We start from the raw sequence: 21484 nt of genomic DNA, 5'->3' as shown, positions 1-21484 counted from the left end.
CTCAGTCGGCTCTGACGAACCCGTTAGCCTGCGCGACGGTCTCGCTGGCAAACCAGAGCTCAGCCAGCGTGTCGTGGTACAGCGCGCTGTTGGGCGTGTAGTACAGGCCGAACCGGGCGCTGGCTTTGATCGGGTAGCCATCGGGAGCGCGGTAGGGGTCGTCGTCCAATGGCAGGTGAATGGTGGGGCGTGACGCCGCACCGTCCGTCACCGGCACTGCGGCCTGCGGTGCCGCGGCGTAAGCCGCCTCCGCTGCAGCCGGCGCGTAGCCCGGGTCATCGGCGGCGGCATGCCGCCCCTTCCTCGGCCCGGGCGTCTCGGCTGCGCCCCGGGCCCCCACGTCGGGCACTTCGTCCTCCACGGGGCCTCCCCGGGGGTAGAAGATGTCGGGGAATTCCTGTTCTGGGGGGGCTTCGGGAACCGCGAAGTCCGGCGCCGCGGGACCCTGGGTTGCCGGCACCGACGACTCCACCGCGAAGTGCTCCGGCGAAACCGCTTCCGTAACCTCGGGCCCACCCTCGACGAGCTGGCCGAAGGCGCCGCGCGTCACGATGGGCGTCGGGGTGGTGTCCACCGCGTCGGGGTCTTCGAAACCTTCGAGTTCGTCGACCTCGTCATACTCCCCGAACTCGGAGTCCTCCTCGGCGCCCGCGGCGTAATCGTCGACGTATGCGCCCTCGTCGTGCTCGTCGTACTCGACCGCAGCCCCGCCCGCTCTGGACCAACTCACCCGTCCCGGGGAGCCGTACTCCGGCACCTCGTGATCTTCGGGGTGGTGCTCGACGGGTGGGAAGCGCTCGGAGCCATAATCGACGTCATCGTGCGTCCAGCGGCCGTCCGGGCCGGCACCGAACTCCTCGGCCACGTCGTGTCCGTGATTGTAGGCAGGCAGCTCGCGAGCGGCCCGACGGCGGCGCAGGCCGAACACCACCAACACGACCATCAGGACCAGCAGCAGCACCGGCACCACCGCCGCCAACCACCACCAATGGAAGGTGAACGTCTTGCCCGAGGGCGGTGAGGCGGACGTACTGGGTTGGTTCTGCCCCGACACCTGCAGGCCGGACAAGAGGGACGCAAGGTTGGCGGGATCGGTGGTGAAAGTGTTCTTCGCGCGATTCCACGAGACCTTGCCGCCGGTGAATTTCTGCGACACCACATCGCCGTCCACCGTCTGGTCGCCGACGGGCGCCCCGAGTTTGCCGGTGGCCCCCTTGAGTTTGTCCCACGCAGCTTTCATCGCCCCGCGCACGACGAACGCGCCGTGCTCGGGAGTCCAGAAGATCACCGGTTTGTCGGCCGCGGAGAAGGTGGCGATCCGGCTGGCGGGGGTGATACCGCCGTCAGCCTCGTTGGCGACCGGGAAGCCCAGGTCGCTGCTGACCGGACCGCCCAGCGACTCGTACTTCTGCAGGATCGGGCCCTCGACGGCATTGGCGCCGGTTGCCGGGCTGAAGAAGATCTTCCCGCCGTTGAACTCCTGAACGATGCCGTCGCCGCCGATCGGATTGGGGCCCCCTTTCTTGGCGCCCAGTGGACCGTTCGCGCCACCGGCGGCACGCCAGGCCATGTTGATGGCGGCCGTGGGGTCGATCGCGATCTGTAGGCCCTTGAGCTGGTCGGCCAGCGCCGGCGGGTTGGTGGCGAACTCCTTGGTCTTCCTGTTCCAGGACACCTCCCCGCCGGTGAACTTCTGAGTCGCGACCTCGCCGTCATAGGTTTCATCCCCGGTTGGAGCTCCCAACACCCCGCCCGAGCTGCCCAGCTTGTCCCACGCGGCGTTGAGCGCGCCGCGGACCACGAACGCGCCGTGATCGGGCGTCCAGAAGATCACCGGGTTGTCGCTGGCCGCGAAAGTGCTCACCCGACTGTCGGGTCCGGCGAGTCCAGGAACCTCGTTGATGGTCGGGAAACCGAGGTCGCTACCGGCCGGACCGCCCAGTGACTCGTATTTGTCCAGGATCGGGCCGAACATGTACTTGGCGCCGGTGGCCGGCGTGAAGTACATCTTGCCGCCGTCGAAGTCCAGGGCGAACCCGTCCCCGATGGGATAGACGTCGCCTTTTCTGGCGCCGAGCGTCGACGCGGCACCGCCGGCCTTGTCCCACGCGGCCATCATGGCCGCCTCGGCGTCGCCGATGGGCGACGCAGCCGCGGTGGGCGCCAGCAACGCCAGGGCCAACCCGGTGGCCAACGTGGCGGCCGTCAGGCCCGCCAGCGCACGTCCAACCAACTTGCTCAATTGACCCCTCTGCCCGTTCACCAAGCCTCCCAGCCGATGCCCTGCCCACCTGGCGAGCAGGCGGATTCACCGCCGTGGGCCGTTTCCCAGCCACGATGCGCATCGCTACCGGGCTCGCATAACTTTGCTCTAGCGAACGAGATATGCGAAGTCAAATCGTACATAGTGCGGAAACGGATACCGAGCCGATGTCGAATTGATGCCGCGCCGCGCTCGAGTCGCGAGAAACCGCGCTGCGCCAGGGACAGCCATTGGGTTACCGTGCCGGAGACAATATCCCGCCTGGCATGCCGGCCGACCCCGTGAGAGGAAAACCAGCGCGCATGGGCGTTTCCGGACTCGGCTGGGCCATCACCATCGTCCTGATCGCCGGGTTGATGCTGTTCGACTACGCCTTCCAGGTACGCAACACGCACGTGCCGACGCTACGTGAAGCCGCGATCTGGTCGACAACCTATATCGGGATTGCGGTGCTTTTCGGTATCGGCGTCGCCGTCGTGGGCAGCCCGCGTATGGCAATCGAATATTTCGCGGGCTACCTGAGCAACGAAGCCCTCTCAGTGGACAACCTTTTCGTATTTCTGGTCATCATCAGCAGTTTCGGAGTTCCGCGGGTGGCACAGCAGAAGGTGTTGCTATTCGGGATCGCGTTCGCGTTGGTCGCTCGGACCGTATTCATCATCTTGGGCGGCGCACTCATCAACAACTTCAACTCGGTCTTCTACCTGTTCGGCCTGGGGCTGCTGGTCATGGCCGGCAAGCTCGCCAAACCGGCGGAGGCAGAAGACCATACCGCCGACAACCTGATCATCCGGTTGGCCAACCGCTTCCTGCGGACGTCGAAGGAATACGACGGCGACGGGTTGTTCGTCGTCGAGGACGGTAGACGGGTCATGACCCCGCTGCTGTTGGTCATGGTCGCCGTCGGCGGCACCGACTTGTTGTTCGCATTCGATTCGGTCCCGGCAATGTTCGGTCTGACTCAGAACATTTACCTGGTTTTCGCCGCAACCGCGTTCTCGTTGCTGGGTCTTCGCCAGCTCTACTTCCTGATCGACAACCTGCTCGACCGACTGGTCTATCTGACCTACGGCCTGGCCGTGATCCTGGGCTTCATCGGCGTGAAGCTGATTCTGGAAGCGTTGCACGGCAACAACCTGTCGTTCATCAACCACGGCAAACCGGTTCCCGTAGTAGAGCTGAGCATCACGGTGTCGCTGTTGGTGATCGTCGCCGTCTTGGTCATAACGACGGTCGTGTCGTTGTTTTCGGCTCGCGGACGTAGGCAGAACGCCGTCAGCCGGGCCCGCCGGCACGCAGCGGAGTATCTGACCCATGCGCAGGATCCGGTACAACGCGCCAATGCCTATGCCGAACTACTGCAGGCTGAACACGAGATCGACACGCTGACAGCAAGATTCAACGGCAAGGTCAAGCAAGACGAGGAACTCGCGGCGCTACTGCAACGCGTCCACGATGCCCACCGCGAAGCGGGCTAGCCGTTACACGCCGAGTCCGCGGCCGATGATCTCTTTCATGATCTCGGTCGTGCCGCCGTAGATGGTCTGCACCCGGGCGTCGAGATAGGCACGGGCAACACTGTATTCACGCATATAGCCGTAACCGCCGTGCAATTGCAGGCAGCGGTCGACCAGGTGAACCTGCTTCTCGGTGGCGTACCACTTGGCCATGGCGGCCTGCTCGGCCGTCAGCTTTCCCTCAAGGTGCAGGGCAAGGAACTCATCGACCATGATGCGCACCACGGTGGCCTCGGTGGCCAATTCGGCCAGCAGGAACCGGCTGTTCTGGAAGCTGCCGATCGACTTGCCGAAAGCCTTGCGCTCCTTGGTGTATTGCAGCGTCTCTTCCAGCACGCTTTCCATCGCGGTGGCGGCCATGACGGCGATGTTGATCCGTTCCTGGGGCAGGTTCTGCATCAGGTAGATGAAGCCCATCCCCTCCTGACCGAGCAGGTTCTCCACCGGCACCTTGACGTCGGTGAACGACAGTTCGGCGGTGTCCTGGGCGTCCAATCCGATCTTGTCGAGGTGGCGGCCGCGTTCGAAGCCCTCCATGCCGCGCTCGACGACCAGCAGACTGAAGCCCTGCGCCCCCTTTTCCGGGTCGGTCTGCGCCACCACGATCACCAGATCGGAATTGATTCCGTTGGTAATGAACGTCTTTGAACCGTTGAGCACGTAGTGATCGCCCTCTTTGACCGCCCGGGTCTTGATGCCCTGCAGGTCACTGCCGGTACCCGGCTCGGTCATCGCGATCGCGGTGATCAACTCACCGGTGCAGAACTTGGGCAGCCAGCGCTGCTTCTGTTCGTCGGTGGCCAGGTGCAGCAGGTAGGGCGCGACGATGTCGTTGTGCAGACCGAACCCGATGCCGCTGTAGCGCCCACGGGTGGTCTCCTCGGTGACGATCGTGTTGTACCGGAAATCCGCGTTCCCACCGCCGCCGTACTCCTCCGGTACCGCCATGCCCAGGAAACCCTGTTTGCCGGCTTCGAGCCACACCCCGCGGTCGACGATGTGGGCCTTCTCCCATTCGTCGTGATACGGCGCGACGTGGCGATCAAGGAAGGCGCGGTAGGACTCCCGGAACAGGTCGTGCTCGGGTTCGAAAAGTGTGCGCTGGTACTTGACGGCGCTGCCCATGGGTGCGACCTCCGGCTGTCATAGGTGGAAGACTCTTACGCCCAACATATACCAACCGGGCGGTTGGTCGGTGGGCACGTCCGCCGCCTAGGCTTCCGACCCGAACTCACGCAGCGCAGCGGCCAGCGCCACCGGGACCCGCGCCTGAATTCGGGTGCCCTCGGCCTGGTGTTCGGCCTGGTGAACGCGCCCGTCGGAGTGCACCCGCGCCACCAGGTCGCCGCGGTCGTACGGGATGACGACATCCACGGCGGTGTCGGTCGGCACCGCAAGTTCGGCCATCCGCCGCCGCAGCGCGTCGATGCCGTCTCCGGTGCGGGCGGAGACGAACACCGCGCCGGGGAGTTCGTGCCGCAGTCTGGCCAACATCAGATCACCCGCGGCGTCGATCTTGTTCACCACCACCAATTCCGGCGGCGCCTCGGCCCCGTGGTCGGCGACCACGTCCGAGATCACCTGACGGACCGCGCTGATCTGGGCCAGCGGGTTGACGTCGGAGCCGTCGACGACGTGCACCAGCAGATCCGCGTCGACGACTTCTTCCAGGGTGGAGCGGAACGCCTCGACCAACTGGGTGGGCAGGTGCCGGACGAAACCGACTGTATCCGTCAGCACGAAAGGCCGTCCGTCGTCGAACTCGGTGCGCCGGGTGGTGGGTTCCAGCGTGGCGAACAACGCGTCCTGGACCAGCACCCCGGCCCCGGTCAGCGCGTTGAGCACGCTGGATTTGCCGGCGTTGGTGTACCCGACGATGGCGATCGACGGCATGTCAGCGTGCAGGCGCCGGCTGCGCTGAGTGTCGCGGACTTGCTTCATGGCCCTGATCTCGCGCCTGAGCTTGGACATGCGTTCGCGGATGCGGCGCCGGTCGGTCTCGATCTTCGTTTCACCCGGGCCACGAAGACCCACACCGCCGCCGCTGCCGCCGGCTCGACCACCGGCCTGCCGCGACATCGACTCACCCCAGCCGCGTAACCGCGGCAGCATGTACTCCATCTGCGCCAGCGAGACCTGCGCCTTGCCTTCCCGGCTGGTGGCGTGCTGGGCGAAGATGTCCAGGATCAGCGCGGTGCGGTCGATGACCTTGACCTTGACGGCCTTTTCCAGCGCGGTCAGCTGCGCCGGCGACAGTTCACCGTCGCAGATCACGGTATCGGCGCCGGTGGCCAGCACGACCTCGCGGAGCTCCTGGGCCTTGCCCGAGCCGATGTAGGTCGACGGGTCGGGGCGATCGCGGCGCTGGATCAGCCCTTCGAGCACCTCAGAGCCGGCCGTTTCAGCCAGCGCCGCCAGCTCGGCCAGGCTGGCCTGATTGTCGGCCGCGCTGCCCTCGGTCCAGACACCGACCAGAACCACGCGTTCCAGCCGCAGCTGGCGGTACTCCACCTCGGAGATGTCGGTGAGTTCCGTCGACAGCCCGACGACCCGGCGCAGCGCCGAACGGTCTTCAAGGGCAAGCTCGCCGGTGCTGGGTTCCGGTCCGGTGGGATCGGGAAATTCAGAATGTGAGTCAGAATTTTTCATAGGCAATGAGCAATGTTGCACGCCGAATGGGCGTCGTGCATCCGATTTAACGCTCTTGGGCGCGCCACCATTTCCCGCTCACCTCACCCTGCGCCACCAGTACGGACGGCCCGCGCAGGAAACTCGTCGCTTCGGTGATCGTGACGGTGACCTCACCACCGGGAACCCGCACAATCAGCACGCCGGTCTCGGCGCCGGTGGTCGCCAACGCTGCGACGGCGGCCGCCACCGTTCCGGTGCCGCAGGAGCGGGTCTCACCCACGCCGCGTTCGTGTACCCGCATGCCGACCGAGCCATCGACGGGGACGGTGAGCACCTCGACGTTGACGCCCTCGGGGAACTGTTTGGTGTCGAACTGCACCGGCGCCGCGACGTCCAGTGCCGCCAGGGCGTCGAGTGTGAGCTGCGGATCCACACACGCCAGGTGCGGGTTCCCGACGTCGACGGCCACGCCGGTGAACCGCCGGCCACCCACCACCGCGTGGCCGGTGCCCAGCTTGTTCGCCTTGCCCATGTCCACGGCGACTTCGGCCTCCGTCGCATCGGCGTGGTGCAGGGTGACCGGTCGCGGCCCGGCCAGCGATCCGACGACGAACTCATCGCGCGATTCCAGACCGCTGGCCCTCAGATAGTGCGCGAACACACGCACCCCGTTGCCGCACATCTGGGCGGTCGACCCGTCGGCGTTGCGATAGTCCATGTACCAGTCGGATTCGGCGACCCCGTCGGGCAGCCGGTCCAGAACTCCGGCGCCCCGCGCCGCGCCGGCGGTCGTGACCCGCAGGACACCGTCGGCGCCCAGGCCGCGGCGCCGGTCGCACAAGGCGGCGACCCTCGCAGAGGACAGGGCAGCCCGACAATCCAAGTCGGGCAAGAGCAGGAAGTCGTTCTGGGTGCCGTGGCCCTTGGCGAACTTCATGGGCGCCGCTCCTTGATGCCGACTCGATCCGGGCCGGCATCTTCGTCGCCGGCGCGCTTCACCAGATCAGATTACGTGCCGCCAGTTCCGCACCGCCTGATCGACGGCATCGGCAGCCGTCGGATCGATCCAGTGCACGCGGTGGTCGCGGCGAAACCAGGATCGTTGGCGCCGCACGTAGCGGCGGGTGCCGATGAAGGTCTGCTCCTGCGCCTCGCTCAGCAGTTGCGGCGTCCCGCCGGCATCCAGGGCCGCCAGCACCTGCGCATAACCCAGCGCCCGCGACGCGGTGACCCCGTCGCGCAGCCCGCGGTCCAGCAGCGTCCGTACCTCATCGACCAACCCTGCGCCGAACATCAGCTCGGTGCGCCGCGCCAGACGGTCATCGAGAACTGTTGTCTGGCAATCTAATCCGACGATAGCCGTTCCCCATCGGGGGGCACCGATGCGCGGTGCAGATGCCGCGAAGGGCTGCCCGGTGAGTTCGATCACCTCTAGCGCACGCACGGTACGCCGGCCGTCGGTGGGCAGGATGACGGCCGCCGCGGCCGGGTCGCATCGGGCAAGTTCGGCGTGCAGGCGGGCGCCGCCGATCTCGGCCAGCCGCTGCTCCCAGCGCGCCCGTACCGCCGGATCGGTCGCGGGGAACGTCCAGTTGTCCAGCAACGACTGGATGTAGAGCATGGAGCCGCCGACCACGACCGGCACTGCTCCCCTGCCCTGGATGGCTTCGATATCGGCGACCGCCGCCTGCTGATAGCGGGCCACGGTCGCGGTTTGGGTGACGTCGAGGACGTCGAGTTGATGGTGTGGAATACCACGGCGCCGGTCGACGGGCAGCTTGGCTGTGCCGATGTCCATGCCGCGATAGAGCTGCATCGCGTCGGCGTTGACGATTTCCGCCGCACCGCCGAGCCGTTCGACCACATCCAGCGCCAGCTCCGACTTGCCGGCGCCCGTCGGGCCGATGATCGCCAGCGGTCTCACGGCTGCCAGACGCCGGCGAAGTACCCGACCCCGTAGGGCGCGCCGCGGTAGAGCTCCTTGGCCGAGCGCGGCCCGGGCTCGACCAGCCCGGCCAGCACGCCGAAAGCGACCCTGCCGAGGATGCGCCGCGGCAGGCGACTCAGCGCCGCGACATCGCCGGCGGCCAGCGCGTCGTCAAGGAGTTGCTGAGCACCGGCGCCGCCGGGGTCGTAACCGCCGGGCGCCCTGGCGGTCAGGGTGTTGGCACCGTCGGCCACGATCAGCACACCGGTCGGGTCGGTCTGTGCGTCGATGTCGGCCCGCAACCGCCGACCGTGGGCCACGGCCATGACGGGGTCTGCGTCGGCTGCGTAGACACGGACTTCGGCGGAGCCGTCGGGTCGCGCCCGGCCACGCACCCAGGCCGCCATCAGCGCACACAAGGGCATGCCCCTGACAACGCCCGGCTCCGGCGACAGGCGGACCGGCACGTCGACGCCGAAGCCGGCGAAGGTGCCGACGCTGTCCCGAGTCACCACCGCGTCCACCCGATCGATTCCCACGGCGACCCACCGCCTCGGCAATACCGCTGCCGCGGCGACGACGGCTCCCGCGAGGTCGGCGACTTCGGCGCCGGCAGCTCCGGCGAGTTCCGGCACGAGCACCGGTGCGCACGGGACGATAGCGACGGCACTCAGCACGCCATCAAACTAACGCCTCCGCAACCCGGGGGTGTCCGGGGCCGCGGCGTCCGAGCCTCGCGTCAACCGTCGGCGGCAGTGATGACCGCAGCGCCCTTTTCCGGGCCGCCGGCCAGGTGAGCTTCTTCGGCGTCGGCTTCCATGTTGGCGGCCTCGCCGCGGGCCAGCGCCACCGTCGCGATGATCACCGACGCAGCGGCGATGGCCAGCACGATGGCTTCCGGGCCATCGGCCTCCAACGTCTCGCCGAGTACCAGGACTCCCAGAGTCGTCGCCACCACGGGCTTGGCGACGGTCATCGTGGGCAACGAGGCGGTCAGCGAACCAGCGCGGAAGGCCGACTGCTGGAAGATCATTCCGCATAGCATCACCACCAGCCACGGGAAGAACTCCGGGGCGCTCACGGCGGCCCAGAGACCGTGGTGGTGCAGGACGTCGACCACTCCCTTGGTCAGAACGGCGAACAACGCCAGCGACGAACCCGCCACCAACGCCAGCAGCGCCGCCGCCTGCGGTCGGCCGGACCACACCTTCGCGGCGACCACGCACGACACCAAGATCGGCCCCATGACGGCCGCGACGACTATCCAGGTGCTCAGCGGCGCCCGGTCATGGCCGGCGGTCGGATCACCGACGATGATCACCACCGCAAGAGACGCGGCCAGCAGGCTCGCCCACAACCACTGCGACCGGGTGATTTTGTGATGGGACAGCCGGGCATAGATCGGCAAAGCGAACAGCAGTGCCGTCACCTGCAGCGCCGTCACCAGCATCACCGATGCCCACACCAGCGCCATGGCCTGCAGGCTGTAATTGAGCACCGCGCACCCGCCGCCGGTCCACCATTTGGCATCGCGCAGCGACATGCCGAACAGCTTGAGGTGGCCAACCTCTTCGTCGGTGATCTCGTGAGCTGAGCGCTGGCGAATCACATCCCCGGTGGCCGATGCCAGCGCTGCGAACAACGCGATTATCGCGGCGATTCCGACCATTGACATGGCGACCCTCAATTCCCAACGTCACCACCGGCGTTCCCGCGATGTTCGCCGGCGGTTCATCGAATACTCTATGGCTCTGCCCATGCTCTGAACAGTGACAATGCTCCGCTCAGACTTTCCGACCGAGCTCAGATCCTCCCAGAACCAGCTATGCGGCAGCTGTGAAAGTCCGACCGGAGCGTCCTAGGTAACGGTACCCAACGGCGCCCGATCGCTATCAGGCGCAACTCAACAGGAACCGTTTTGTTACCCGCCACCGTCGGGGCGGCGATGTCAGGAAACAGCCAACCGACCTGCGGTTTCCACCGGGTGCGAGGGTTCCATCATGGCCGCCTCGTCCCGGGCCAGGGCCACGGTGGCGACGATCACCACGCTCACCGCGGCAACCAGGCTCAGTACCTGGCCCTCTCCGGCGTGCACCACCTCGCCCAGCACGGTCACTCCCAGCACCGACGCGATCACCGGCCGGGACACGGTGATCGTCGGCAGCGTCGCGGTGAGCGCCCCCCGCCGCAACGCCGATTGCTGCAGCATCAGCCCGATCGGCAGCACCACGATCCAGGCATACAGTTCGGGCGTGCGCGCGAGCTGCGCGAAGCCTGTGCCGAGTTCAGCCACCACACCCTTGGTCAACACGGTGAACACGGCCAGTGCCGCCGCCGAGCCCAGCGCCAACAGGATCGCCGAGAGCGTGCCCGAAGCCAGCCGCGCGCCCACCACACACAACAGCAGGCCCGGGACCATCACCGCGGCGACGACCACCCACATGTGCAGCGGGGCCCTGGCGTACCCGGCCGTGGGGTCACCGGCCAGGACGATGACCGCCACGGCGGCAGCCAGCAGGACCGCCCACATCCACTCCTTGGCCGTGCAGCGGTGGTGGGCCAGCCGGGCATCGATCGGCAACGCGAACAACAACGCGGCGGCTTGCAGCGACTGGACCAGCACCACCGACCCCATGGCGAGGGCCAGCGCCTGGAAGACGAAGCTGCCTAATGCCGCCAGGCTGCCCAACCACCACTGGACGTGGCGCAGCGACAGTTGGAACAACGTGAGATGCCCGACGTCTTCGTCGGTGACCTGTTGCGCCGAACGCTGCAGGACCACATAGCTGACACCGGCCAGCAGAGCCGCGCACAGTGCCAGCAACGTCGCATATTCGACCCCGTGATCGACGTTGTCCACTGCTGACCTCCCGCCGACAACCGGGGCTATATCTCCCGTTAGCGGTTCAATAATGACCGGTGTCCGCTGGATAAGAGGCACAACCGCAATTTCCGGCCGAAATGGCAGCCCGAAACACGGTATTCGCGCGCCGCCCGACGGCAAAGGACGCAACACAGCTAACGGAACGGCTCCAGCGCGGGGCGGATGCTGCATTATTGGTGCGTCCGGTTCGGCGAGGAATTACCGTCATGGTTGCTTAACCGCGCGATGCGGTAGTTAAGTCGACCGGGTGGGGTTACCGGTGCATTTGCCCGTTGTGTTGAGGAGTCGACGATGAGCTCCGCGCGAGGTTCGCGAGTGGGGACCCGATTCGGGCCCTACTTCCTCAAGCGGCAACTCGGCAGCGGCGGTATGGGTGAGGTGTACGAGGCGGTCGACACCATCAAGCAACGCGTCGTCGCGCTCAAGTTGCTCAGCGAGCGACTCAGCCACGACCCGGTGTTCCGGATGCGGATGCAGCGCGAAGCCCGCAACGCCGGCCGGTTGCAGGAACCGCACGTCGTGCCGATCCACGACTACGGCGAGATCGACGGACAGTTGTACCTGGACATGCGCCTGATCGAAGGCACTCACCTGGGCCTGTTACTGGCGCGGTTCGGTCCGGTGACGCCGCCGTGGGCGGTCGCTCTGGTGCATCAGGTGGCCGCGGCCTTGGACGCGGCTCACGCCGCCGGAGTGATGCATCGCGACGTCAAACCGGAGAACATCCTGATCACCCAGGACGACTTCGTCTACCTGGTGGATTTCGGGATCGCCAGCGCGGCCACCGACGAGAAACTGACTCAGATCGGCACGGCGGTCGGGACCTGGCGGTACATGGCTCCCGAACGGTTTTCCGACGCAGAGGTGGACCATCGCGCCGACATCTACTCACTGACGTGCGTGTTGCACGAGTGCCTGACGGGGACGCCGCCGTACCGGGCCGACAGCGCGGGAATGCTGATCACCGCACACCTGATGGCGCCCATTCCACGTCCCAGCCAGCTCCGCCCCGGTATTCCCACCGCGTTCGACGCGGTGATTGCGCGCGGCATCGCGAAACGGCCGGAGGAACGTTTTGCCAGCGCAGGCGAGCTGGCGGCGGCGGCGCACCAGGCGCTCAGCGCGCCGCACCAGGCGCAGGAGTTCCGCATCCTCAAGCGCAGCGAAGCATCCGGGCCGAGGCAAGACACCGGGGTCGAGGCGGCGACAGCGCATGTATCGCTGCCGCCTGCTCCCGAGCCCGGCCCGGATCCGGATTCGCTGACCGCGCAACGCGACGTGGACTTCTCCGAACGGTTCATCCTCCCGAAGGGCCTCAGCGCGTTGACTGCCCAAGTCGAGACGCCCGTACCTCCGGCTGAGCCGCCGCCCGTGCCGCCTGCCGAACCGGTGGTGGCGCCGCCACCTGCACCCGAGCCGCGGCCCGCCAGTCGGCGGACCTCGCCGTTGAGCGCGCGGCTGCGCAACCCTTGGGTGCTGATCGGAGCGATCGCCCTGGTGATTCTCCTGGTGCTGGCCGCGCAGGGAATCCGGCTGACGCTGCGCCCCACTCCCACCGCGGCGCCCAGGACCACCACCACCGTCGCGCCGACGCCGTCGGCCACCACACCAGCGACGGGGTCCGCCGACGCCATGGCGCGATTGCTCAGCCTGCTACCGCTGGGCTACGCCCCAGGGGCCTGCAAGCCGTTTCTGCCACCGAAAGATGCCCTGGCCAGGGTGATCTGCGACAAGAACATCGACCCGGGCGGCCCCAACCGTGCAGTCTTCACGGTGTTCGGAGAGACCGAGACGCTGCGTCAGTTCTTCGACGGACTCCTTCGCACCGACATCATGGTGAACTGCCCTGGCGAAGCCAAGTCACCGACCGATTGGCACCACCTCGACAGCCCCCAGGTCGGCGGGAGGGCATTCTGCGCCGTTCAGGACAGCAGTCCGTCGCTGGTGTGGACCAACGAGGCGCAATTGATGATTGCTCTTGTTCAGGGTGACCCGCAGGGTCCCGGCCTGGAAGAGCTCGAGGGCTGGTGGAAAAAGCACCGGTGAGAAGAAGGTGGCGGCGCACCGCCGGCCAAGCTGCTTGAATACTTGTTGGAAACCGGTCGGACACCGCGGTGATCCGCAGCAGAATCGCCGACCGGACGGGTGCCGCTTCGCGCGGCAGCTGCGCGGGGAGTCGACCGCGCTACTGGCAGAGGGTAGGTGACGATCGCAATGACGGGTGAGCAGCCCAGCAGCAACGACGCAGTAACAGCCGAGGCGGTATCGAGACCGGTTCCGGGACCACGGCCCGGGCCACGACCCGGTCCGCGGCCGGGTGTGGCTCCCCGCCCCGCGACCCACGCGTCGGCCCATCCGACGTCGACGTTGCCGCACAGCGATCCGCACCGATTCGGACGTGTCGACGACGACGGCACGGTGTGGCTTCTCAGCTCCGTCGGCGAGCGCGTCGTGGGCTCATGGCAGGCCGGCGACTCCGAAGCGGCGTTCGCGTACTTCGGCCGGCGGTATGACGATCTGAGCACCGAGATCGCCCTGATGGAGGAGCGGTTGGTGTCGGGCACCGGAGATCCGCGCAAGATCAACGCCACCGCGGGGTCGCTGCTCGAGTCACTGCCGTCCGCATGCGTGTTGGGCGACATCGACGCGTTGGCCGGCCGGCTGTCCGATATCCGGGCTCGAATCGACGTCTACGTCACCGCGCACCGCTCCCGGCGGATGGAGCACCGCGCGGCTCAGACCGCCCGCAAGGAGGCACTGGCCGCCGAGGCCGAGGACCTCGCCGCCAATTCGACGCAGTGGAAGTCCGCCGGCGACCGGATGCGGGCGATCCTCGACGAATGGAAGACGATCACCGGGCTGGACCGCAAAGTCGACGACGCGCTGTGGAAGCGCTACTCCGCGGCCCGGGAGATCTTCAACCGTCGGCGTGGATCGCACTTCGCCGAACTCGACCGGGAGCGTTCCGGTGTGCGGCAATCCAAGGAGCGGTTGTGCGCGCGGGCCGAGGCGCTGTCAGATTCCACGGACTGGACTGCTACCAGCGCGGAGTTTCGCAAGCTGCTCACCGAATGGAAGGCCGCGGGCCGCGCCAGCAAGGACGTCGACGACGCCCTGTGGCGCCGGTTCAAGGCCGCCCAGGACACGTTCTTCAGCGCCCGTAACGCCGTCACCGCGGAAAAGGACGCCGAGTTCCGGGCCAATGCGGCCGCCAAAGAGGCGCTGCTGGCCGAGGCCGAGAAGATCGACACCACCAATCACGACGCTGCTCGGGCCGCGTTGCGCGGCATCGCCGACAAGTGGGACGCGATCGGCAAGGTCCCCCGGGAGCGCTCGGCCGAGCTGGAGCGGCGACTGCGCGCCGTCGAGAAGAAAGTGCGCGACGCCGGCGAGTCGGACTGGGCAGACCCGCAGGCACAGGCCCGCGCAGAGCAGTTCCGCGCCCGCGCCGAGCAGTTCGAACAGCAGGCTGCGAAGGCGGCCGCGGCCGGCAAGACCAAGGAAGCCGACGAGGCCAGGGCCAACGCCGAACAGTGGCGGCAGTGGGCCGATGCCGCTGCCCGGGCGCTGACCCGCAAGTCCTAGAGGCTTTTCGAACCGGCCTCGTCTGGCCCGTCGGTCCCGTCGTTTTCTAGGCTGTCCAGCAGGGTCTTGGACTGATCTTGCGCAACGACGCGGCGGCGCTGCTCTTCGGCGGCCAGTTGCACCAGGGTGCGCTGCCACACCACTCGTGCCCAGTGGAAGGTCAGCAGAATCACGGTGACCCACGCGACGAACAGCCCGATGCCCGGCCCGGGGTGCCCCGCCGGCGCGGTCTGGCGAGACCAGACGGCCAACAGTCCGGTGCCGCTGGCCAGCATGGAACCGGCCAGCGCCACCCAGGCCACCGCCCAGCGCCGAGTCAGCAACGCCAGGATCGAGAAGCCGACGCTGAACACCAGTGCCAGCCAGGTGAAAACCTGCTGCGGCAGGCCGACGGCCGCGGATCCGGCGCCGTGGCTGTTGAACAACACATCCCAGCCGCGCACGCTGCCGGTGTGCGGCAGGATGAAAGAACCCAGCAGCACGAACACCAGGATGGCGACGACCAGAGCCCTGGCGCCCGGTTCGATCTCGCGCGCAACGCGGCGTTCAGCCGCCTCGATTTCAGACCGGTAGGCGTCGAATTCCGCCACGTGAACTATCTCCGTTCGATTACTGGCCGCAACCGGCCGGTTGGACCGGCGCGACGGCGGACACGCCCACGGTGGGCATACCCAGTCCTACGCCGCTCCCCGGCGAGATGTGCGCGTCTCCGGCGCGGGTGCGGCGGTGCGTCAGGATGCCGGCGTCGGCGATGAGATGGTGCGGCGCGGCGTCGGTGACCTCGGCGGTGACGACATCGCCGGGGCGGACCTTCAGGTCCCCCGCGGTGAAATGGACGAGCCGGCCGTCCCGAGCTCGGCCGGTCATCCGCGCGGTGCGGCTGTCCTTACGTCCTTCGCCGGTGGCGACCAGCAGTTCGACCGTCTGGCCCACCAGCGCGCGGTTGTGTTCCAGGGAAATCCGCTCCTGCAGTTCCACCAGTCGCTCATAGCGTTGCTGCACAACGGCTTTCGGTATCTGGTCGGGAAGGTCCGCGGCGGGTGTGCCGGGCCGCTGGGAGTACTGGAAGGTGAACGCGGCCGCGAAACGGGCCTCGGCCACCACGTCGAGCGTGGCGGCGAAGTCCTGTTCGGTCTCGCCGGGGAAGCCGACGATCAGATCGGTGGTGATGGCGGCGTGCGGCATGGCTGCCCGAACCCGTTCGATGATGCCGAGATAGCGTTCGGCGCGATAGGAGCGCCGCATTGCGCGCAGGATCCGGTCTGAGCCCGATTGCAGCGGCATGTGCAGCGCCGGGCACACGTTGGGCGTCTGTGCCATTGCCTCGATGACGTCGTCGGTGAACTCCGCCGGGTGCGGCGAGGTGAAACGAACGCGTTCGAGCCCTTCGATGTCGCCGCAGGCCCGCAGCAGTTCGGCGAAGGCACCGCGATTGCGTGGGATGGCCGGGTCGGCGAAGGAGACCCCATAAGCGTTGACGTTCTGGCCGAGCAGGGTGACTTCGAGCACCCCGGTATCCACCAGCGACCGGACCTCGGCCAGTATGTCAGCCGGGCTGCGGTCGACCTCTTTGCCCCGCAGCGAGGGCACGATGCAGAACGTGCAGCTGTTGTTGCAGCCCACCGAAATGGAAACCCAAGCGGCGTAGGCGGATTCGCGGGCACTGGGCAGTGACGACGGGAATGCCTGCAGCGCCTCGGCGATCTCCACCTGAGCTTCGTTGTTGTGCCGGGCCCGCTCCAGCAGGGTGGGCAGCGAGCCGATGTTGTGGGTGCCGAAGACAACGTCGACCCAGGGCGCCTTGCGCAGCACCGTGTCCCGGTCCTTCTGCGCCAGACACCCGCCGACCGCGATCTGCATGTCGGGATTGCTGCGCTTACGCGGCGCCAGGTGGCTGAGGTTGCCGTACAGCTTGTTGTCGGCGTTCTCGCGGACCGCGCAGGTATTGAAGACGATGATGTCGGCGTCGGAACCGTCCGCCGCACGCCGGTAACCGGCCGCTTCGAGCAGTCCGGCAAGCCGTTCGGAATCGTGGACGTTCATCTGGCAGCCGTAGGTGCGCACCTGGTAGGTGCGGCCCGAGTCGGCGGCAGCCGCGGCACCACCGGCCGTGCCCACGGCGCCCGCAGCACCGGCTCTTACCGTCGAAGTCACGGGGGCCATCGTACTGGCGAGCGGCGCCGGCCCTGGTTGTCGGCCATCGTCCGGCCATCGTCCGGCCATCGCCCGGCGGTCGCGGCGCCCGTCACGACGGCCCCGGCCGGCCCGGTCCTTCAGACCCGCCGGTGCTCCCGTTCGGCTGCCATCTCAGCCAGCACCACCTCGCATGCCACCGTCTGGCTGTACCCGCGGCGCGCCAACATGCCGATCAGCCGCCGAGTCAATCGGGTGTCGTCCTCGCTGAGCACCTCACGCCGCAGTCTGGCCCGCACCAGCTGCTCTGCTCGCGCGCGTTCGGCACCGGCACCGATGCCGGCCAGCACCGTGTCGATCACCTCGTTGTCCACGCCCTTGGTGTGCAACTCAGCGGCCAGCGCACGCTTGCTTTTTCCCGAGTTGGCCCGGCGGGACTGCACCCACTGCTCGGCGAAATCGGCGTCGTCGACCAGACCGACGCCGGCCAGCCGATCCAGTACCCGGTTACTGACGTCCTCGGAGTAACCTCGTTTGGCCAGCTGACCGGCTAATTCGGCCCTGGTCCGTGATCGCGCGGTGAGCAGGCGCAGGCACAGCGCCCGCGCCTGCTCATCGCGACGAGAGGACTCAGAAGTCGACGGGGGCGGGCAGGACGCTGTCATCGGTCACCACTGCACCAATGCCGAGCTTTTCCTTGATCTTCTTCTCGATCTCATTGGCGATGTCGCCGTTCTCGAGCAGGAAGTTGCGAGCATTCTCTTTGCCCTGACCGAGTTGCTCACCCTCGTAGGTGAACCAGGCACCGGACTTGCGGATGAAGCCCTGGTCGACACCCATGTCGATCAGCGAGCCTTCCCTACTGATGCCCCTGCCGTAGAGGATGTCGAACTCGGCCTGTTTGAACGGTGGCGAGACCTTGTTCTTGACCACTTTGACCCGGGTGCGGTTACCCACCGCATTGGTGCCGTCCTTGAGCGTCTCGATCCGCCGCACGTCCAGGCGCACCGACGCGTAGAACTTCAGAGCCTTGCCACCCGTGGTCGTCTCAGGTGAGCCGAACATCACGCCGATTTTGTCCCGGAGCTGGTTGATGAAGATCGCCGTGGTACCCGAATTGTTCAGCGCGCCGGTCATTTTCCGCAACGCCTGGCTCATCAGCCGGGCTTGCAGACCGACATGGCTGTCCCCCATCTCGCCCTCGAGTTCCGCCCGCGGCACCAGTGCCGCCACCGAGTCGATGACCACGATGTCCAGCGCACCCGAACGGATCAGCATGTCGGCGATCTCGAGCGCCTGCTCTCCGGTGTCCGGCTGGCTGACCAACAGCGAATCGGTGTCGACGCCCAGCTTTTTGGCGTAGTCGGGATCCAGCGCGTGCTCGGCGTCGATGAACGCCGCGACACCGCCGGCGGCCTGGGCGTTGGCCACCGCGTGCAGTGCGACGGTGGTCTTACCCGAGGACTCCGGGCCGTAGATCTCGATGACCCGGCCTCGGGGCAGGCCGCCGATGCCCAGGGCCACGTCCAGTGCGATGGATCCGGTCGGGATCACTGAAATGGGTTGGCGGACCTCGTCTCCGAGGCGCATCACCGAGCCTTTGCCGTAACTCTTCTCGATCTGGGCCATAGCCAGTTCGAGAGCCTTCTCGCGATCGGGGGCTTGAGCCATGGTGCCTCTCCTGTAGTCGGTGTTCGGTGACCGGTTTCGGTCGGTTGGCCGTGACACTAGAGAAGGCCACCGACAAGTTGAGATCTCCGAGTAATCACCACAGTAGCCGAACACCTGTTCGACCCAAGGTCAACACGCCGCGTCTGGCAGGATCACCTCGAAGAGCACATGAACATTGCTGCGGAACTGGCCGAAATTTCCACCTATGGCGGGTTTTTCGCCTTGACTGTGGGCGGAGATCCCGCCGGGTGGCATCCCGTCGTACAGTCTTACGCCGCCGGATACACGGACCTCATCGAGGCCACCGGCACCCGCTACGGCACCGCCGACCTGCGCATCGGCGCGTCCCTGGTGCAACTCGGCCACGCCGCACGGCTGTGGTCACCGGTGCTCGCCTGCGCGCTGGCGTACGGCGTCATCCCGGACCTAACCAACCTGCAACGCGCCGACGACGGCGCCGGACTCCGCATTCCCGAACCCACCGGACAGCCCATCACGGCCGCCTGCCCCGAACTGCTGTATCGCGTGGTGGTGACCGAACACCTGGAACCGTTCGCCACGGGCCTGCGCCTCAAGCTCGCGCCCGGCCTGCTCTCCGGCAATATCGCGTCGGCCCTGGTGGGAACGTCGCGGCAACTGCTGAGGGCACGGCCGGATCTCCGCGTACCGATCGAGCGGACCACCGCGGCGTTGCTGGACACCGGCGAGCTGGCCGGCACCGGCGCGATCACCAGCGTGAACCTCGATTTCCGGCGAAACAGCTGCTGCCTGTACTACCGCATCCCGGGCGGGGGCACATGCGCCGACTGCGGGCTGCGCTGACTTCGCGCCCCGCGGTGGCTCCTGCGTCAACGACGCACCAGCGGGAGTCACCACTGATCGCGTGGCACGTCGAAGTCGGCGCACAACGCCCGCCACACCTCGCGAGGCTCGATACCCTCCTCGATCGCCTGGGCAGCCGTGCGCCCACCCAGACCCGTCAGCACGTGGTCGACCAGCACGGAGGAGCCATACGCCGCACCGAAGCGCAGCACCACCCGCTCGTTGAACTCGGTCAGCCGCACGCCCGCCAACCTACCGGTCAGCGCGCGACCGCCAACGCCTCGTGACACACCTGTACCGGGTCCGCGACCCCGGCGACGCTCGCCGCGGCCTGCCGCGCGGCCGCGCGGTACCCCGGCGAGGACAGCACCTCGCCGACCTCGGCCGCCAGGGACTCTCCGGTCAACGGCCTGATCAGCCGACCACTGCCCTGCCGTACCACCCGATTGGCGATTTCCCACTGATCCCCTCCGCCAGGGACCACCACCAGCGGCACACCGGCCAGCAGCGTCTTGGCCACCATGCCGTGACCGCCGCCGCAGATCGCCACATCGGCATGCGTCAACAGCTCGTCCTGCCGTCCCAGCCCCACCGCGGCCCACGGCGGTACCTCCACCCCCTCACCGCCCAACCGCGACACCACCACCCGCGCTCCCGCGGGCAACGTCTCCCCCGGTCTCAGCGATTGCAGCGCGAGCTCGGCCAGTCCTACGGTGCCGGTGGTCGCCGTCGACGGGGCGACCACCACTACCGGTCCCGATCCGGGCGGAATCGGCAGCACCCGGTCAGTCGGCTCGAAGTGCAACGGCCCCACCACGACCGCTTCGGCCGGCCAATCCGGACGTGGGACCTCCAACGCGGGCAGGGTGGCGATCAGCCGCCGCAGCGGCCCCCGATCGCGCGCGGACAGGCCGATCTCCACCCGGACGGCGGACCGTTGTCGCAGGCCGGCCCGCACGGACCGTGCCGTCAGCGCGCGCATCACGGTGTCGCGCAGCCTGCCCCGCAGCCCGGTGCCGGGCGCCAGGCCGCTCCCGATCGGCGGTAACCCTTTCGACGGCAGATACAGCGGATGCGGGCAGAGCTCGACCCACGGGATCCCCAGCAGCTCGGCGGCCAGGCCGCCACCGGACGTGATGACGTCGGACACGATCAGATCCGGAGACAGTTCGCACAACGTCGGGGCGATGAGCACTGCCATCAGTGCGGCGCGACGGTGTATCCGGGCTCCCGCGTCGACATCCTCGTCCGTGGCCACCAGGCCGTCCAGCTCAATCGCCTCGATCCCCGCGGCGCGGGCGGTGTCCAGCCACTCCACCCCGGTCAACAGCGTGGGCGAATCTCCCGCCGCCGCAAAGCGTCGGCACAGCGCAATCGCGGGAAACGAGTGTCCGGGATCGGGTCCGGCGACCACGGCGACGCGCATCCGCTTCACCCTGCCATAGCTGAGCTCGCCTACGCTGGCGACTATGACTGAGCTGACTCAGAAGGGGCCCGGATCCGGAGCCGACACCACAGACAACAACATTCGCGCGGTCGAGAACTTCCTCAACGCCCTACAGAACGAGGACTTCGACACCGTCGACGAGTTGTTGCACGACAACCTCGTCTACGAGAACGTCGGGTTCTCCCGTATTCGCGGCGGCCGCAAGACAACCGCGCTGCTGAGCAAAATGCAGGGGCGCATCGGCTTCGAGGTGAAGATCCACCGCATCGCCGCCGACGGTTCCGCCGTCCTGACCGAGCGCACCGATGCGCTGATCCTGGGCCCGTTGCGGCTGCAGTTCTGGGTGTGCGGGACGTTTGAGCTGCATGACGGGCGAATCACGCTGTGGCGGGACTACTTCGACACCTTCGACATGCTGAAGGCGATGCTGCGCGGCCTGGCCGGCATGGTTGTTCCGTCGCTGCGCGCGACGCTGTAACCGCGCGGCGCCGCCGGGCAAACTTCCGCGCGGGCCGCTCGGCATCCGATTGCCAAAATGCGAATTAGTGTGCCGATTTACGAAACCGCCTGACCAGACGCGGTTAACATCCTTGTGCCGAGTCTC

Annotated in this window: 19 protein-coding genes; 5 read left to right on the top strand and 14 right to left on the bottom strand. The window is 67.4% G+C overall.

All coding sequences use genetic code 11. The annotated features are described in order from the left end of the window. Position 1 precedes the first annotated feature (1 nt). Entirely contained in the window at positions 2-2263 is a 2262-nt protein-coding gene (locus tag JX552_RS11385; protein WP_205877518.1) for an LGFP repeat-containing protein, read from the bottom strand. Positions 2264-2565: 302 nt separating this feature from the next. On the opposite strand from JX552_RS11385, the gene JX552_RS11380 reads away from it, so the two are divergent. Next, positions 2566-3741 carry a TerC/Alx family metal homeostasis membrane protein gene (locus JX552_RS11380; RefSeq protein WP_205877517.1) on the top strand — a complete coding sequence of 392 codons (1176 nt, stop codon included), beginning with the start codon at positions 2566-2568 and terminating at the stop codon, positions 3739-3741. Between the two features lie 3 nt (positions 3742-3744). Here JX552_RS11380 and JX552_RS11375 read toward each other — a convergent pair whose 3' ends face one another. The 7 genes from JX552_RS11375 to JX552_RS11345 all read right to left on the bottom strand — a co-directional run bounded on the left by JX552_RS11375 (position 3745) and on the right by JX552_RS11345 (position 11198). After that, entirely contained in the window at positions 3745-4905 is a 1161-nt protein-coding gene (locus tag JX552_RS11375; RefSeq protein ID WP_205877516.1) for an acyl-CoA dehydrogenase family protein, read from the bottom strand. Between the two features lie 87 nt (positions 4906-4992). Beyond that, entirely contained in the window at positions 4993-6429 is a 1437-nt protein-coding gene (gene hflX, locus JX552_RS11370) for a GTPase HflX (protein ID WP_205877515.1), read from the bottom strand. A 46-nt stretch (positions 6430-6475) separates the two neighbouring features. Further along, entirely contained in the window at positions 6476-7348 is an 873-nt protein-coding gene (gene dapF, locus JX552_RS11365) for a diaminopimelate epimerase (protein WP_205877514.1), read from the bottom strand. Between the two features lie 66 nt (positions 7349-7414). Beyond that, the gene (gene miaA / locus JX552_RS11360) at positions 7415-8335 is read right to left on the bottom strand and encodes a tRNA (adenosine(37)-N6)-dimethylallyltransferase MiaA (protein ID WP_205877513.1); all 921 of its coding nucleotides are present in this window, start codon (positions 8333-8335) and stop codon (positions 7415-7417) included. Next, positions 8332-9015, bottom strand: coding sequence for a class III extradiol ring-cleavage dioxygenase family protein (locus tag JX552_RS11355; protein ID WP_205877512.1), 684 nt, complete (start codon positions 9013-9015; stop codon positions 8332-8334). The genes miaA and JX552_RS11355 overlap by 4 nt, the downstream gene beginning before the upstream one ends. 62 nt (positions 9016-9077) lie before the next feature. Further along, complete coding sequence (locus JX552_RS11350; protein ID WP_205877511.1) at positions 9078-10013, bottom strand: DMT family transporter; 936 nt, start codon at positions 10011-10013, stop codon at positions 9078-9080. Between the two features lie 273 nt (positions 10014-10286). Beyond that, on the bottom strand, positions 10287-11198 hold the full coding sequence (locus JX552_RS11345) for a DMT family transporter (protein ID WP_241011005.1): 912 nt from the start codon (positions 11196-11198) through the stop codon (positions 10287-10289). Between the two features lie 315 nt (positions 11199-11513). On the opposite strand from JX552_RS11345, the gene JX552_RS11340 reads away from it, so the two are divergent. Beyond that, positions 11514-13268, top strand: a complete 1755-nt coding sequence (locus JX552_RS11340; RefSeq protein WP_205877509.1) for a serine/threonine-protein kinase — start codon at positions 11514-11516, stop codon at positions 13266-13268. 168 nt (positions 13269-13436) lie between these two features. Beyond that, positions 13437-14807, top strand: a complete 1371-nt coding sequence (locus JX552_RS11335; protein WP_205878375.1) for a DUF349 domain-containing protein — start codon at positions 13437-13439, stop codon at positions 14805-14807. Here JX552_RS11335 and JX552_RS11330 read toward each other — a convergent pair. From JX552_RS11330 to recA, 4 genes are all read right to left on the bottom strand, one after another. Then, complete coding sequence (locus JX552_RS11330) at positions 14804-15406, bottom strand: Rv2732c family membrane protein (protein ID WP_205878374.1); 603 nt, start codon at positions 15404-15406, stop codon at positions 14804-14806. The two genes, JX552_RS11335 and JX552_RS11330, sit on opposite strands and share 4 nt — an antisense overlap. Before the next feature lie 10 nt (positions 15407-15416). After that, positions 15417-16961, bottom strand: coding sequence for a tRNA (N6-isopentenyl adenosine(37)-C2)-methylthiotransferase MiaB (miaB, locus tag JX552_RS11325; RefSeq protein ID WP_431195943.1), 1545 nt, complete (start codon positions 16959-16961; stop codon positions 15417-15419). Positions 16962-17080: 119 nt separating this feature from the next. Further along, on the bottom strand, positions 17081-17605 hold the full coding sequence (recX, locus tag JX552_RS11320; protein ID WP_205877507.1) for a recombination regulator RecX: 525 nt from the start codon (positions 17603-17605) through the stop codon (positions 17081-17083). Further along, positions 17571-18611 carry a recombinase RecA gene (gene recA, locus JX552_RS11315; RefSeq protein ID WP_205877506.1) on the bottom strand — a complete coding sequence of 347 codons (1041 nt, stop codon included), beginning with the start codon at positions 18609-18611 and terminating at the stop codon, positions 17571-17573. The genes recX and recA overlap by 35 nt, the downstream gene beginning before the upstream one ends. 168 nt (positions 18612-18779) lie before the next feature. Here recA and JX552_RS11310 point away from each other — a divergent pair, with 168 nt between their 5' ends. Beyond that, on the top strand, positions 18780-19433 hold the full coding sequence (locus tag JX552_RS11310; protein ID WP_205877505.1) for a (2Fe-2S)-binding protein: 654 nt from the start codon (positions 18780-18782) through the stop codon (positions 19431-19433). Between the two features lie 47 nt (positions 19434-19480). Here the strand turns inward: JX552_RS11310 and JX552_RS11305 are convergent, their stop codons facing one another. After that, entirely contained in the window at positions 19481-19675 is a 195-nt protein-coding gene (locus JX552_RS11305; RefSeq protein ID WP_055578395.1) for a DUF3046 domain-containing protein, read from the bottom strand. 17 nt (positions 19676-19692) lie between these two features. Next, entirely contained in the window at positions 19693-20859 is a 1167-nt protein-coding gene (locus JX552_RS11300; protein ID WP_205877504.1) for a glycosyltransferase, read from the bottom strand. Between the two features lie 43 nt (positions 20860-20902). Here JX552_RS11300 and JX552_RS11295 point away from each other — a divergent pair, with 43 nt between their 5' ends. Continuing rightward, entirely contained in the window at positions 20903-21358 is a 456-nt protein-coding gene (locus JX552_RS11295; protein WP_205877503.1) for a limonene-1,2-epoxide hydrolase, read from the top strand. Positions 21359-21484: the final 126 nt, after the last annotated feature.

The sequence above is a fragment of the Mycobacterium gordonae genome, assembly GCF_017086405.1.
Taxonomy (GTDB): domain Bacteria; phylum Actinomycetota; class Actinomycetes; order Mycobacteriales; family Mycobacteriaceae; genus Mycobacterium; species Mycobacterium gordonae_D.
Note: the sequence above shows the minus strand (reverse complement) of the source record. Positions and strands in the feature narration are given on the sequence as shown.